Origin of the sequence: Terrabacter sp. MAHUQ-38 (assembly GCF_014518425.1) — a bacterium.
In the GTDB taxonomy this organism is placed as follows: Bacteria; Actinomycetota; Actinomycetes; order Actinomycetales; family Dermatophilaceae; genus Terrabacter.
Window position 1 is genome coordinate 283316 of sequence record NZ_JACVCU010000002.1, and the last position, 14003, is coordinate 297318.

General features: G+C 70.3%; 15 protein-coding genes and 2 tRNA genes. 8 read left to right on the plus strand and 9 right to left on the minus strand.

Annotated elements, in window-relative coordinates; all coding sequences use genetic code 11:
- Positions 1 to 5 precede the first annotated feature (5 nt).
- From H9I49_RS08265 to H9I49_RS08280, 4 genes are all read right to left on the minus strand, one after another.
- Positions 6 to 380: a WhiB family transcriptional regulator gene (locus H9I49_RS08265; protein ID WP_188029879.1), complete on the minus strand. Its 375-nt coding sequence runs from the start codon at positions 378 to 380 to the stop codon at positions 6 to 8.
- Positions 377 to 916 carry an HNH endonuclease gene (locus tag H9I49_RS08270; RefSeq protein WP_255523790.1) on the minus strand — a complete coding sequence of 180 codons (540 nt, stop codon included), beginning with the start codon at positions 914 to 916 and terminating at the stop codon, positions 377 to 379. Before H9I49_RS08270 ends, H9I49_RS08265 begins: the two co-directional genes overlap by 4 nt.
- A gap of 460 nt (positions 917 to 1376) precedes the next feature.
- Positions 1377 to 1892: a DUF3145 domain-containing protein gene (locus H9I49_RS08275; protein ID WP_188029880.1), complete on the minus strand. Its 516-nt coding sequence runs from the start codon at positions 1890 to 1892 to the stop codon at positions 1377 to 1379.
- Positions 1893 to 2079: 187 nt separating this feature from the next.
- Positions 2080 to 2421: a bifunctional 3-phenylpropionate/cinnamic acid dioxygenase ferredoxin subunit gene (locus H9I49_RS08280; RefSeq protein ID WP_188029881.1), complete on the minus strand. Its 342-nt coding sequence runs from the start codon at positions 2419 to 2421 to the stop codon at positions 2080 to 2082.
- Between the two features lie 132 nt (positions 2422 to 2553).
- Between H9I49_RS08280 and H9I49_RS08285 the strand changes: the two genes are divergently transcribed.
- The 6 genes from H9I49_RS08285 (at position 2554) to H9I49_RS08310 (ending at position 8154) form a co-directional block, all read left to right on the plus strand.
- Positions 2554 to 2630: transfer RNA gene (locus H9I49_RS08285), tRNA-Ile, on the plus strand.
- Positions 2631 to 3205: 575 nt separating this feature from the next.
- A complete protein-coding gene (locus tag H9I49_RS08290; RefSeq protein ID WP_188029882.1) occupies positions 3206 to 4600 on the plus strand; it encodes a M23 family metallopeptidase in 1395 nt (464 codons plus the stop codon).
- Positions 4601 to 4824: 224 nt separating this feature from the next.
- Positions 4825 to 5553 (plus strand): amino acid ABC transporter ATP-binding protein, encoded by a 729-nt coding sequence (locus tag H9I49_RS08295; protein WP_188030426.1) that lies wholly within the window; start codon positions 4825 to 4827, stop codon positions 5551 to 5553.
- A gap of 65 nt (positions 5554 to 5618) precedes the next feature.
- Positions 5619 to 6455: a glutamate ABC transporter substrate-binding protein gene (locus tag H9I49_RS08300; RefSeq protein WP_188029883.1), complete on the plus strand. Its 837-nt coding sequence runs from the start codon at positions 5619 to 5621 to the stop codon at positions 6453 to 6455.
- Between the two features lie 89 nt (positions 6456 to 6544).
- Positions 6545 to 7222: an amino acid ABC transporter permease gene (locus tag H9I49_RS08305; RefSeq protein WP_188029884.1), complete on the plus strand. Its 678-nt coding sequence runs from the start codon at positions 6545 to 6547 to the stop codon at positions 7220 to 7222.
- A complete protein-coding gene (locus H9I49_RS08310; protein WP_188029885.1) occupies positions 7219 to 8154 on the plus strand; it encodes an amino acid ABC transporter permease in 936 nt (311 codons plus the stop codon). The genes H9I49_RS08305 and H9I49_RS08310 overlap by 4 nt, the downstream gene beginning before the upstream one ends.
- 165 nt (positions 8155 to 8319) lie before the next feature.
- Here the strand turns inward: H9I49_RS08310 and H9I49_RS08315 are convergent.
- From H9I49_RS08315 to H9I49_RS08330, 4 genes are all read right to left on the minus strand, one after another.
- Positions 8320 to 8392: transfer RNA gene (locus H9I49_RS08315), tRNA-Asn, on the minus strand.
- Positions 8393 to 8498: 106 nt separating this feature from the next.
- A complete protein-coding gene (locus H9I49_RS08320) occupies positions 8499 to 9017 on the minus strand; it encodes a hypothetical protein (protein WP_188029886.1) in 519 nt (172 codons plus the stop codon).
- Entirely contained in the window at positions 9017 to 10945 is a 1929-nt protein-coding gene (dnaG, locus tag H9I49_RS08325) for a DNA primase (protein WP_188029887.1), read from the minus strand. Before dnaG ends, H9I49_RS08320 begins: the two co-directional genes overlap by 1 nt.
- A gap of 51 nt (positions 10946 to 10996) precedes the next feature.
- Positions 10997 to 12226 (minus strand): deoxyguanosinetriphosphate triphosphohydrolase, encoded by a 1230-nt coding sequence (locus H9I49_RS08330; protein WP_188029888.1) that lies wholly within the window; start codon positions 12224 to 12226, stop codon positions 10997 to 10999.
- Between the two features lie 160 nt (positions 12227 to 12386).
- On the opposite strand from H9I49_RS08330, the gene H9I49_RS23830 reads away from it, so the two are divergent.
- The gene (locus H9I49_RS23830; protein WP_255523791.1) at positions 12387 to 12518 is read left to right on the plus strand and encodes a hypothetical protein; all 132 of its coding nucleotides are present in this window, start codon (positions 12387 to 12389) and stop codon (positions 12516 to 12518) included.
- A gap of 69 nt (positions 12519 to 12587) precedes the next feature.
- Here the strand turns inward: H9I49_RS23830 and H9I49_RS08335 are convergent, their stop codons facing one another.
- Entirely contained in the window at positions 12588 to 13226 is a 639-nt protein-coding gene (locus H9I49_RS08335; protein ID WP_188029889.1) for a YdeI family protein, read from the minus strand.
- 69 nt (positions 13227 to 13295) lie between these two features.
- Here H9I49_RS08335 and H9I49_RS08340 point away from each other — a divergent pair, with 69 nt between their 5' ends.
- A complete protein-coding gene (locus H9I49_RS08340; protein WP_188029890.1) occupies positions 13296 to 14000 on the plus strand; it encodes a hypothetical protein in 705 nt (234 codons plus the stop codon).
- The last annotated feature ends 3 nt before the right edge of the window (positions 14001 to 14003 follow it).

Genomic DNA, 14003 nt, shown 5'->3' on the forward strand with positions numbered 1-14003 from the left:
TCTGGTCAGGCGCTGCGCGCCGTGTCGTGCGGTGAGGCGCGGACGTTGCCCGGCAGATCGGTCGTGGGCCGTCCCTTCGCGAGGAGCTCCCCACCCCACACGCCCCACTCGCGCCGCTCACGAGCGACGGCCCTACACGCGTCGGCGAGCGGACAGGTGCCGCACACGGCCATGGCGCGCTCGGCCTCGGCCCGGGTGGCCGGCCAGAACAGCTCCGGGTCCTCGGCGGCGCACTGCGGCACTGCGCCGTCCAGGTCGAAGGGATGCTCCGACGCGGCGCGGAAGATCCACGCGTCGAGCCCCTGTTCCGCTCGCGGCGCCGGTCGGAGGCCGACCTGTCCGAGGGACTGGGTGCGAAGGGTCGTGCGGTTCCTGGTCATCTGGCGGGCTCCTTCCCGGCTCTCGAGGCGTGTGTCGTGATGGGTGTCGTGATGATGGGTGGGTGGACCCCAGAGCCCCCGGCGCCACGGGCGAAGTGCAGCTGCACCCGGGTCGGGACGTACGGGTCCCAGCGCACCGGCATACCGGCCTCGTCAGGCGTCCGGTCGCCCTTGCGGGCGTTGCAGGGCTCGCAGGCGGCGATCGCGTTGGCCCACGACGTCGCGCCGCCCCGCGACCGCGGCAGCACGTGGTCCATCGTCGTCGCCGTGAAGCGGCCGCAGTAGGCGCACTGCCCTCGGTCACGGAGCAGGACCCCCTCGCGCGAGTAGGTCGCCCGCGTCCGCGAGTAGAGCCACTTCTGCTCGACGTACCGCACGAGCCGCACGACGAGCGGGACCCGATACGGTCCGAAGAGCTCCGTCTCGTGGACCTCGACCGGCGTGGCCACCCCTCGCCAGATCATGCCCACGGCGTGCCGCACCGAGACCCGGTGCAGGAGGGTCTCGTCGGCGTTCCACACCTCGACCTGCGTCATGACCGAACTCTCCTCTCCGTGTCGTCCTGTCGGTACGTCCTTGTCATGCAACGAAAAAAGCCGCCGACCGGGACATCCCGGTGGGCGGCTCGATGCACGGGAGCCGATCAGGCTCGGCGCACGTCAGCGAGGTCGCGGCTGGGGATGCCGATGGTGGGCCCTCGGGTGCCGGCGGCACTCACCTGGCAACGGGTAGGCCACGTCGGCGAGGCACAGGCTGCGCTTCGCTTCGGTGATGTGTGCCGCTGCCATGGCTGGGCCCTTCGTGGAGTCGGTGGATCCGGGGTCGTCTGTGCGGCAGCGGATGCTGCGCGCCGGGATGATGATGACACGTGGACGTCTGTGTCGGCCCACGGTTTTCCGTGCCGCGTCGAGCGACGAGGGCCCGGGAGCACGAACCGCCCGGGCCCTCGTCGCCTCGCCCGCCGCGCTGGAGGACGCGGGTCGAGACGTCGGCTGGTCAGCCGACCTTGTGCAGCCAGCGGACGGGGGCTCCGTCGCCGGCGTAGCGGAAGGCCTCCAGCTCCTCGTCCCACGGGACGCCGAGGAGCAGGTCCATCTCGTCCTCCAGCGCCTCGGCGTCACCGCGCGTACGCAGGATCGCCTCGCGGAGACGGTCCTCCGGCACGACGGCGTCGCCCGACGCGGACGTCATGGCGTGGTGGATGCCGAGTCGCGGTGTGTAGGACCAGCGCGAGCCGTCGCAACCCGGCGAGGGGTCCTCGGTGACTTCATATCGCAGGCCGTCCCAGCCGCGCAGGGCACTGGCGATCTCCGCACCGGTGCCGGGGGCGCCGGTCCAGGACAGCTCGGTGCGCACGTGTCGGGGCGCAGCGGGCTGCGGGATCCAGTCGAGCGTCACCCGCTGGTCGAGGACGGCCTCGATCGCCCACGTGATGTGCGGGCACAACGCTGTAGGGGCGCCGTGTACGAACAGCACCCCACGTGTCATGGTGCGCGGCATCGCGACAGACATCCGAACCTCCTGAAGTTGCAGGGACGTCTTCCCCAACGCCTGCCACTTCTCGTGCTCCGGTGGTCTGCCCGGTCATGCCGGTCATGCGTGCGCGACGACGCGCACCTGCCCATTGTGCACCATCGGGCACACGCGCACCAGCAGTCTCAGTGACCGATATGTCCGGTTGTGGTGACGACGACGGAGCTCAGGCGCCCCGTTCCACCCCGGGGAAGAGGTAGACGTCATCTCCGCGGACCTCGACCTTGTGCGTCCGGACAGGCCTCGTCGCCGGCAAGCACATGGGCCGGCCGTCGGCGAGACAGAACCGCGTCGCGTGGAGCGGGCACTCGACCTCGCCTGCCTCGACCCAGCCGTCGGCGAGCGAGGCGTCCTCGTGCGAGCACGTGTCATCGAGCGCGTAGTAGGTGCCGTCGTCGTCGCGGAAGAGTGAGATCGGCTCGTCCGTTGCCGTGACGTCGGTGTCGAGCACGAGGGCTTCGCCCGGCTCGACGTCGCCGACCGCCGCCACGCGGATGCCGTCGCTCATTCTTCGTCCTCACATGCTGCCGGGTCATCGTCCCCCGCGAGCCTAGAGGGTGGCCGGAGGCCGGCGACCTCGACCCCCGGTCGCTCGCTAGACTCCGAGCGACCTCACGCCGACCGCGGTCGGCCGGGGTCCGGGGCAGTAGCTCAGCCGGTCAGAGCAGCGGACTCATAATCCGTCGGTCCAGGGTTCAAGCCCCTGCTGCCCCACCACCGCCGTGCCTGGCGTCGCCCGATGCTTGACGCGTCCAGGGACGTCCGCCGGCCCCCGGGAAACGGATCGGGGTGGGTCCCGCCGACTCCCCCGGCAGAACCCACCCCGTCACTCCCCACCCGGTCCCCCCGACCGGTTCCTGCTGCCGACCCTTCCCCCCACGGTTCGGCCGGTCCTCCCCCTCGATGCCAACTCTGCCGCCCGCACTGCAAGATGGACACCCCGGAACCGATGACGTTTCCGCAAGACTTCCGCAAGAGGCCGGAGGTATCCGTCGCGAGCCTCGTCCGGGGCCACCGGGTCCGCACGGTGGGACCGGTCTTCAGCGCTCGATTCCGAGGAGTGGACCACGAGGGTTCGGACATTGACCACATCCACCACATGAGTCACAGTTTCCCGACCGTTTTTTGCCGGAACGGCCCCTGAGTCAACGGGCCGACCTATGGTGGTCGAGACCGGGCGGCCGGAACGTGGGGTCCAGCCGATAGTCCGGTTGCGGCGGCGAGTCCGCCCGAACGTCTCGACCGTGACAACGACTTTGGACAACGACTTGCCTCGAGGGGGTGGCCTACAGGTGCGTGACGCTGAAGAGCGCAACGGTCCGCTCGTCCTGAACATCAGGATGAGCGGTCGTCTCGTGCCGTTCGCCACCATGCTGATGCTGTTCGCGCTGCTCCCGTTCCTCGGGGGCAGCACCCCGCAGACGCCGCGGGCATCCGTGCTCCTGGCCGCCGGCTCCCCCGCAGTGCAGGAAGCCGTCGACGCCATCGGCGAGGCCCGCGACGTCCTGTCGGACTCGACCGTGAAGGGCGGGCAGACCGCCCCACCCCCGGCCCTGTCGGCGTTCTCGAGCGCCATCGGTGGGGGCCTCTTCATGTTCCCGGCGATCAGCTTGACCCCCGCGACCGCACAGGCCATCGCCGCGCCGCTCGTCCACAAGCCGCTCTTCATCCACCCCGTGCCCGGCGGCGAGACGTCGGGCTTCGGTCCTCGGGTCCACCCGGTCCTCGGCCGTCCGATGTTCCACACCGGCATCGACCTGGCCGCGACCTGCGGCACGCCGATCCGCGCGGCCGCCGCGGGCACGGTCATCTACGCCCGCGTGTCCAACTCGTGGGGTGGACGCACGATCATCCAGCACAGCCCCACGCTCAAGACCGCCTACGGTCACCAGTCCAAGTTCCTCGTCACCGAGGGACAGGTCGTCGAGCAGGGCCAGGTCATCGGCCTCGTCGGCACGACCGGCTGGTCGACAGGGTGCCACCTGCACTTCGACGTGATCGTCAACGACCGCTACGTCGACCCTGCCCCGTACCTCGGCTTCCCGCCCTCTGCCACCGCCTCCGTGCCGTATGCCGTGGTGCCGCACCTCGTGTTGGACGAGGGCGGCCGGGTGGTCCGCACTGTCGAGGACGGCGACGTGCCGATCCCCGATGCCACGGAGGCCCCGTCGACTCCGACGGGCACGCCGACCACGACGCCGACGACGAGGCCGAGCACCACGCCGACCACGTCCCGCCCGACCGCGACGCGTCCGCCCACGACGACCACGACGGCAGCGCCGCCGACGACCGTCCCGACGACGACGACCACGACGACCGGCGCGCCGCCGACCACCACGCAACCGCCGACCACGACGACGGTCACGGACCCGCCGAGCACCACGGAAGCGCCGACCAGCACGACGAGCGCGCCGCCGGAGACGACCGACCCGCCGACGACGACGGAGCCCGTGGCCCCGGCGTCATCAGCTGACCCAGAGCCCACTGCGTCGGCCACCGCCACCGCCACGGCGACCGCCACTGCGACCCGGGTGCTCAAGACGGCCACCGAGGTGGCGACCGCCACCGAGACGGCGACGAGCGAACCGACGAAGGCGCCGGTCGAGACCAGCTCGAGCGAACCCTCGAACGAGCCCGCGAGTGAGCCGACGGGCTCATCGACGGCCGCAGCCGAGGGCGGCGCCTGACCCGACCTGCCCGTCGGGCACGCTGACCCGCGCAGACCCGCCCGATTTGCCGAGCTCGTCACCCGTTCAGGTCACGGACGGCGTCCGGGGTCCTCACGATTCGGGCACATCGGCGCGCTTGGATGCCGAGCACCCGCGCGAGCCGATAGGTTTCGCGAATGGACGACGTGAAAACCGACACCGCGGCCACGAGCGATCGGACCCCCGCCACGCCTCGTGACCCAATGGTCGTCATCGAGGGCGTCAACAAGCACTTCGGTGACCTGCACGTGCTGCGCGACATCAACCTCACCGTCGGCAAGGGCGAGGTCGTCGTCGTCCTCGGTCCGTCCGGCTCGGGCAAATCGACGCTGTGTCGTGCCATCAACCGGCTCGAGACCATCGAGGCCGGCACGATCACCGTCGACGGCAAGACGCTGCCCGAGGAGGGCAAGCCGCTGGCCCAGCTGCGCGCCGACGTCGGCATGGTGTTCCAGTCGTTCAACCTCTTCGCGCACAAGACGATTCGCGACAACGTGACACTCGGTCCGATCAAGGTCCGCAAGAAGTCCAAGGCCGACGCCGACAAGCAGGCCACCGACCTGCTCAAGCGTGTCGGGGTGGAGGCTCAGGCCGAGAAGTATCCCGCGCAGCTCTCGGGCGGGCAGCAGCAGCGTGTCGCCATCGCCCGCTCGCTGGCCATGGGCCCCAAGGTCATGCTCTTCGACGAGCCGACGTCGGCCCTGGACCCCGAGATGGTCAACGAGGTCCTCGATGTCATGGTCGGCCTCGCCAAGGAGGGCATGACGATGATCGTGGTGACCCACGAGATGGGGTTCGCCCGCAAGGCCGCCGACCGCGTCGTCTTCATGGCCGACGGCCAGATCGTCGAGGTCGGCACGCCGCAGGAGTTCTTCACGCACCCCAAGAGCGAGCGCGCCAAGGACTTCCTCGGCAAGATCCTCACTCACTGAACCACCAACGACAGGGAGCGGCGCGCATCCCGCGCGTCGTGAGCAACCACCAGGGAGGAACCCACATGAAGGCACGACGACTCGGAGCCGTAGCTGCGGCCGCGACGCTGGCGCTCACGCTCGCCGCGTGCGGCTCCGGCAGCGGCGGCGGTGGGGGCGCAGGCGGCGATGGCGGCCTCAAGGTCGGCATCAAGTTCGACCAGCCCGGCCTCGGCCTCAAGAAGGGCACCGAGTACTCCGGCATGGACGTCGACGTCGCCAAGTACGTCGCCAAGGAGCTCGGCACCTCCGAGGACAAGATCACGTGGGTGCAGGCCCCGAGCGCCCAACGCGAGAACCTCATCTCCACGGGACAGGTCGACTTCATCGTCGCGACGTACTCCATCACCGACGCGCGCAAGGAGAAGGTCAGCTTCGCCGGCCCGTACTTCGTCGCCGGTCAGGACCTGCTCGTGCGCGCTGACGACTCCTCGATCACCGGGCCCGACAGCCTCAACGGCAAGAAGCTCTGCTCGGTGAAGGGCTCGACGTCCGCGCAGAAGGTCAAGGACAAGTTCGCCCAGACCGTGCAGCTCCAGGAGTTCGGCACGTACTCCGAGTGCCTGCCGGCTCTGGCCACCGGCGGCGTCGACGCACTGACGACCGATGACGCGATCCTGGCGGGCTTCGCCGCCCAGCCCGAGAACAAGGGCAAGTTCAAGCTGGTCGGCAAGCCGTTCTCGGTGGAGAACTACGGCATCGGCCTCAAGAAGGGCGACACGGCGCTCTGCCAGAAGATCACCGACGCGATCAAGAAGATGCAGAGTGACGGCTCGCTCGACAAGGCCATCTCGGCCAACCTCGGCCCGGCCAACTACAAGCCGGGCCCGGGCAACCCGCCGACCCCGGCCGCCTGTTCCTGATCGACCCAGCCGGAGCGCCGGTCGTGCGGGCCACCCACGGGTGACCGCACGACCGGCGACGGTGTGACTCTCCTGCGGAAAGGGACGTAGTGCTCGACATCTTCGAGAAGTACGCGGTTCTCGGCGCGTTCTGGATGACCATCAAGCTGACCTTCTTCTCCGCCATCGGAGCTCTGGTGCTCGGCACGGTTCTCGCCGTGATGCGTGTGTCGCCGGTCGCCGTCCTCAGCCGACTCGGGGCCTTCTACGTCAACACGGTGCGCAACACGCCGTTGACGCTGCTGGTGTTCTTCTCCCTCGCGGGGCCCTACTACATCCTCCAGATCAGTCTCACCGACCGGCAGTCGCCGACGGCGATCGTCGACAACAACATCCGGTGGGCCATCGTCGCCCTCGTCGTCTACCACGCTGCGTTCGTCTGCGAGGCGCTGCGCAGCGGCGTGAACACCGTGCCGGTGGGACAGGCGGAGGCGGCGCGCTCGATCGGCCTGACGTTCACGCAGAGCCTGCGCGAGGTGATCCTGCCGCAGGCCTTCCGCGGGTCGATCGCCCCACTGGGTTCCGTGCTCATCGCGCTGACGAAGAACACGACGGTCGCATCGGTCATCGGTGTTGCGGAGGCGTCACTGCTCATGAGCGAGATCTTCGAGAACGAGACGGCAAGCGTTTCCGTCTTCCTCGTCTTCGCCCTCGGGTTCGTCGTCCTGACGCTGCCGGTCGGCATCCTCTTCACCTCGATGTCGCGTCGCCTGGCGGTGAAGCGATGAGCGCCCAGAACGTCCTGTTCGACGCCCCCGGCCCGAGGGCACGACGTCGCCATGCGCTCCTCACCCTCCTCGGGTTCGCCCTCGCCGTCGTCACCATCGGCCTGGTCCTCTGGAAGTTCCAGGCGCAAGGTCAGCTCGAGGCCTCCATGTGGACCTCGCTGTTCACGGCCGACGTGTGGACGGCATATCTCATCCCCGGCCTCGTCAACACGCTCAAGGCGGCGGTGATCTCGATCGTCCTCGCCATGGCGTTCGGGCTGCTCTTCGGCATGGGTCGGCTCTCGCACCTGCGGAGCGTGCGCTGGATCAGCGGCATCGTCGTGGAGTTCTTCCGGTCCGTTCCGGTGCTGCTGATGATGTACTTCACGTACTTCTACTACTCCAACAACGGCGTCTTCACCAACGAGATCAACCCGCTGGCCGCCGTCATCACGGGCCTGACCCTCTACAACGGCGCGGTCATCGCGGAGCTCGTGCGCTCCGGCGTCTACGGCCTCCCCAAGGGTCAGTCGGAGGCCGGTCTCTCGATCGGCCTGACGCCGGGCCAGACCCTCCGCGCGATCCAGCTCCCGCAGGCGCTGACGGCCATGCTGCCCGCCCTCGTCGGCCAGCTCGTCGTCATCCTCAAGGACAGCGCCCTCGGCACGGCGGTGCTCTACCCCGAGCTCCTGCAGGCCGCGCGCGACATCGGCACCGGCTACAGCAACACGATCCCCGCCTACGTCTTCGTGGCGTTGATCTTCATCCTGGTCAACTACGCGTTGACGCTGCTGGCCGGGCGCGTCGAGCGGCGGCTCAACCGTCGCGGCCGCGGACCGCGCAAGGCCGCCGCGGTCACCGGCGTCGTCGGTGTGGGCACGGTCGACAACCCGACCGACGGGCTGGGCGGCACGGGCGTCTACACCGGCGACCCGGGCAGCCGGGGCGTCTGACCGGCGCTCGACGAGCAACGACGAAGCCGCCGGCCGCCCGCGAGGGGTGGTCGGCGGCTCTGGCATGCGGCCCGCCATGGGTGACGCCCGCGTGCTGCTGAGGCGTCCTGACGGCACACGAGAAGGGCCCCGGCACCAGTGGTGTCGAGGCCCTTGTCCTTGGAGCTCCCCCGATTGGACTCGAACCAATAACCTGCCGGTTAACAGCCGGCTGCTCTGCCAATTGAGCTACAGGGGAATGCTGCTGGGAAACCATAGCAAAGCAACTGTCGCGACACTAAATCGGGGTTCACCCCGTCGCGCGGACAGCTGTCCGGTCCGTCAGGCACTCGCGCTCACGAGGCTCACAGGCCGACTTCGGACCGCAGCCGGGCCAACCTCTGGGCGGCCTCACGGGCCACCTGCGGGTCGCCCAGGTCGGCCCCTCTGCCCGGGATGGTCTGCTCGAGAAGGGCGCCCGTGGCGAGGTCCTGACGGATCACGACCCGCACCGTGCGACGGTTGGCGGTGCGGAACTCGTCGGCCAGCACGACACTCGCCTGTAGGCGCTCCCTCAGCGCCTGCTGGAGCAGGGAGGGCTGCGTCAGGCGCCACTGGGCGGGCGCACCGCGGTCGACCCACGTGACCGTGAGCAGTGACGACTCGGCCTGCCAGGTGCCGGACTCCGCCTCGTGCCACGGGCGACGCCAGACGAGGGTGTCGTCGGCCCCGACGAGGACGAGGTGGTGGGTCGTCGCGACGACGTGGCCGCCGGTCTGCTCATCGCGGCCCCAGGCGAGCACCTGCTCCGCGCCCTGGAGCGGCACCGCGGCCCGCGTGCCAACGGGCAGCGCCGGTCGACGCCGCTTCTCGAAGAGCGGCATCAGCCCATCCCCGCCTTGATCGCGGCGAGCTCGCGCTGGAGTGTCTGGAGCTGTGTCCCGAGCTCCCGCATGCGCTCGGGCGCCGGGGTCTCCGCGTGGTCGAGGCGCCGCATCTCGCTCATCGCGTCGGCGATCTGGCGCGTCAGGGCGATCGTGCGGACGCGGTCGAAGAGCTCGTCGACGTAGCGCGACGTCGGCAGGCCGGTCGAGGTGTCCATCCGGGTCGGCAGGGTGTCGACGGCCAGCTCGCTGACGAGCCCCGCGACCGGAGTGGGCGCGGCTTCCGTGACGGCGGACGTCCAGGCCCGGACGTTGCCCCTGTCGCCGGCGCCGTGGGCGATGCGGATGCCGTCGAAGACTGCCCGGTGGGCTGGCGCGGAGAACGACTCCGGCGTCAGCAGGTCGACGGCGTCGCGCTTGAAGACGGTGGGGAACTGGAGCAGCACCTGCAGCAGCTGACGTTCGGCGAGCACGACGGGGTCGCGCCGGTCGGGCACCGGCATGCCGCCTGCGGCCTCGTCTACGCTCGGCTCGACCGCGTCGTCTCGACCGCCGCGGTCGGCACCGGCTCTGGTTGCGTCGTCGACCCTGATCCGGCCCGCACGGGACACCTCAGTCGCGACCTGCTCGACGTCAAGCCCGAGCATGCCCGAGACCTCCCGCGTGTACTCGGGCTGCAGTGACCGGTCGCGGATCGAGGCGACGATGGGGGCGACCGCGCGCACCGCCTGGATGCGGCCCTCGGCCGTCGCGAGGTCGAAGCGCTTGATCGTCGTGCGCACCGCGAACTCGAACATCGGGACGGCGTCCTCGATGAGCGCCTGCACGGCCGGGTCTCCCCCGGCCTGGCGCAGCTCGCACGGATCCTTGCCTGACTTCTCGACCGCGACGAAGGACTGCGAGGTCCACTTCTCGTCGTCGGCGAACGCCCGCATCGCCGCCTTCTGGCCGGCCGCGTCGCCGTCGAACGTGAAGATGACCTTGGCGGGTGCGAGCCCGGCCTCGTCGCGCATGAGCCGGCGCAGGATCTTGGTGTGCTCGGCGCCGAAGGCCGTGCCGCACGTGGCGACGGCGGTGTCCACCCCGGCGAGGTGGCACGCCATCACGTCGGTGTAGCCCTCGACGATGACGGCCTGGCGCCCCTGCGAGATCTTCTTCTTGGCGAGGTCGAGGCCGTAGAGCACCGCCGACTTCTTGTAGATCGGCGTCTCGGAGGTGTTGAGGTACTTCGCCTCGATGCGGTCGTCGTCGAAGATGCGGCGGGCACCGAAGCCGACCGTGTCGCCGGTGATGTCGCGGATCGGCCAGACCAGTCGGCCGCGGAACCGGTCGTAGAGGCCACGGGCCCCGCGCCCCGCGAGGCCGCCGGTGACGAGCTCGTCGTCGGTGAAGCCCTTGCCGCGCAGGTGGCGCACGAGATCCTCACCGCCGCGGGGCGCGAAGCCGATGCCGAACTGCCTGACGTGGTCGCTGTTGAAGTCGCGGGCCCGCAGGAAGTCGCGGGCCTGCCGCGCCGGACTGCCGGGCGCGAGCAGGAGCTCGGTGTAGTACTCCTCGGTCACCCGGTGGGCCTCGATGAGCCGGCTGCGACGACCGAGTCCTTCCTCGCGGGGACGGGTGCCGTCCTCGTAGCGCAGCTCCATGCCGAGCTTCTGCGCGAGCCGTTCGACGGCTTCGGAGAAGGTCAGGTGGTCGACCTTCTGGACGAACGAGATGACGTCGCCGCCCTCGCCGCAGCCGAAGCAGTGCCACGCCCCGACTGCCGGCCGGATGTTGAACGACGGTGTCTTCTCGTCGTGGAAGGGGCACAGTCCCTTGAGCGAGCCCGGGCCGGCGGAGCGCAGTGTCACGTGCTCGCGCACGACGTCCTCGATCGACGACCGCGCCTTGACGGCCGCGATGTCATCGCTGTTGATCAGCCCCGCCATCTGCCTCCTGTCGCTGCTCGCGATTCTAGGTCGTCACAGGCCAGGCCCCCGTCACCGGCACCACTGCCTGTGGAGGGCGAGGGCGCGCACGTCGGTCAGCGAGGCGACCTGGTCGACGACGACGCGCAGGCGCTCCCCGTCGTCGACGGCGGACGCGTGGTCCACGCGGAAGGCCACGTCGAGCCGCTCCTCGGGCCGGGCGGCATACGCCTCCACGAGCGCGCGCACGACGTCCCGCTGCTCCGACATCACCGTGAGCCGCTCGTCGGTCGTCATGACGAAGTGGTTGGCGATGGCCTTGAGGGCCGTGCACTCGGCACGTGTGTCGTCGGGGACGACGAGGTCGGCCTCGAAGCGGCACAGCTCCCCCGGGCCGTGCCTGGCGCGCGTGGCCTGCTCGACCACGAGCACGAAGTGCCCGATGAGCCGGCTCGTCATGTCCTTGAGCCGGGCTAGATCGCTGCGCGAGCCGTCGTATGCCGTGGGGACCACGCCCGAGGCGATGATGCGTTCCAGCGCGGCGCCGAGTGCGTCGGGGCCGAGGTCTGGCGCGTAGCTCTGGCTCGCGACGGCAATGACGTCGGCGAGGTCGCGTGAGTGCAGGACTCGCGGGTCGATCCAGCCCGAGGCGATGGCGTCCTCGACATCGTGCACCGAGTAGGCCACGTCGTCGGACCAGTCCATGACCTCCGCCTCGAGGCACCGCCTGCGCGGCGCGGCGCCTTCGCGGATCCAGTCGAAGACGGGAAGGTCCGAGGGGTACAGGCCGAACTTCGGCGTCCCGTAGGGACCGTGTCCGCGCGCCCACGGGTACTTGGTCGTGGCGTCGAGGCTCGCTCGCGTGAGGTTCAGTCCTGCCGGCGTGCCGTCGACGTGGGAGCGCTTCGCCTCGAGCCGCGTGAGCAGGCGGAGCGTCTGGGCGTTGCCCTCGAATCCCCCTATGCCGGAAGCGATCTCGTCGAGAGCCGTCTCGCCGTTGTGGCCGAAGGGCGGGTGGCCCAGGTCGTGCGAGAGACAGGCGGTGTCGACGACGTCGGCGTTGCAGCCGAGGGCCGCGCCGAACTCGCGACCGATCTGCGCGACCTCGAGCGAGTGCGTCAGGCGGTTGCGGACGAAGTCGTCGTGGCCGGGGGCGAGCACCTGGGTCTTGGCCGCGAGCCGGCGCAGGGCCGACGAGTGGACGACCCGGGCCCGGTCACGGGCGAAGTCGTCGCGGTCGGCACGCTTCTGGGCAGGGTCCTCCGCGACCCACCGCTCCCGATCACGACCCTCATAACCCACACCGGAACTCTATGTGGCGCCGCGACTTCAGCCGTGGTGCCGCACCCGGTCGGGACCGGCACATCGACCGTGGCGTCCGGAAACCGCGGCGCGCGCGGGTCGCGCCGGGGCGCATACTGAGCCATGGAGCCGTCCAGGCTTCCGACCCGAGGAGCTCGCCATGGGCGACAAGTCACCGAAGTCCCACATGTCCACGAAGGCCAAGTCGCTCAAGGAGAAGCGTGCCGACAAGCACGCCAAGGCCGCCGCCAAGGACCACACAGAGATCATCCCGCCCAAGGGCAAGCGCTGAGCGCGCCGCTCATCCCCACGAGACGGTGACTCCGGTCCGGGCGCGTCAGGCCGCGGCGGTGGCCCGTCGTCAGCCGAGCTCGTCGCGCATGCGGCGCACCCATGCCGGCTCGGTGCCGTATCGCTGGCCCTTGACGAGGCGCAGGTTGGCGCAGTCGTCGATGAGCTCGGCCATGCGCTTCTCCCGCGTCGCCTCCTGCTTCGCCGTGACGACCCAGTTCGTCACGACCTTGCGGTACGACGGCGTCGCGCCGTCCCAGAAGGCCGACGCGCGCGCGTTGGCCCGCAGGCGGGCCTCGTACTCGTCGGGCCAGACCCGGTCGCGGTTCTCGTAGGCATAGACGCCGGAGCGGTCCTCGCGCCGCTTCTCGAAGGCGGCGAGCCCGGCTGCGTGCATGCGTCCGGCAGCGGTCAGCTCGGCGACGGCGTTGATGTTGATGGTGCTCCAGTTGCTGCCGGGCTTGCGAGGCGTCCACCGCTGGCGCACGGCGTCCTCGTCGATGCGCTGGGCGACCGAGTCGATCCAGCCGAAGCACAGGGCCTCGCGGACGGCCTCGGCCCACTGCAGCCCTCGCGGCTCGACGTGCTTCTTGTTGAGGCCCATCCACAGCTCGGTAGCGGTGTCATGGTTGGCGTCGAGCCAGGCCCGGAAGTCGTCTGCGTCGTCGAAGAACATCGCCGGCCGCTCGGCCGACCCACCCTGTCGCATGGTGCGATCCTGCCATCCGGCGGCGACACCGCCCACCGGTCGCGGGAGCGGTGCTGCGAGGATCGGCGCGTGACCGACCGCATCACGCTCGCCGCCCGCAGCAACGCCCTGTGGTGCGATGTCGTGGCGCGCTCGCACGGTATCGCGACGACGACCGACGCCGACGTCTGGACCGCGTCGACCCGCACGCCGCCCTACTACCCGGACGCGGTGACCCTCTCTCCCACGGTGGGTGAGTACGACGTGCTCGCGAGGGTCGACGACTCCGAGGGCTGCTCCGTCAAGGACTCCTGGGCGCGGCTCGACCTGTCACTCGAGGACTTCGCCCGGATCGTCGTCGGAGAGTGGGTGTGGCTGGACCCGTCGACGACCGTGCGCCGGACCGGCGGGGCCACCTGGCGCCGCGTGACGACCCCCGCCGGCATGGCCGCCTGGGCGAAGGCCTGGGCCAGTGACCCGGAGGCCGAGGCGGTGCTGCGGGCGACACTGCTCGACGAGCCCGGCGTCCACTTTCTCGCCGCCCGGCCGGCCGACGACCCCGACGGCCCCGTCGTCGCGGGAGCTGTCGTCCACGTCACGGGCGAGGTCGCCGGCATCGGCAACGTCTTCACCCGGAGGGGTGACGAGGACGCCGTGTGGGCCGCAGCCGCGGCCGCCGCCCGTGAGGTCGCCGGCGGCCTGCCTCTCGTCGGGTGGGAGGCCGGCGCGAGCCTTGATGCGGCCGTGGCCACCGGGTGCGAGCGGCTCGGACCGCTCAGCGTCTGGCTGAAGTGAGCG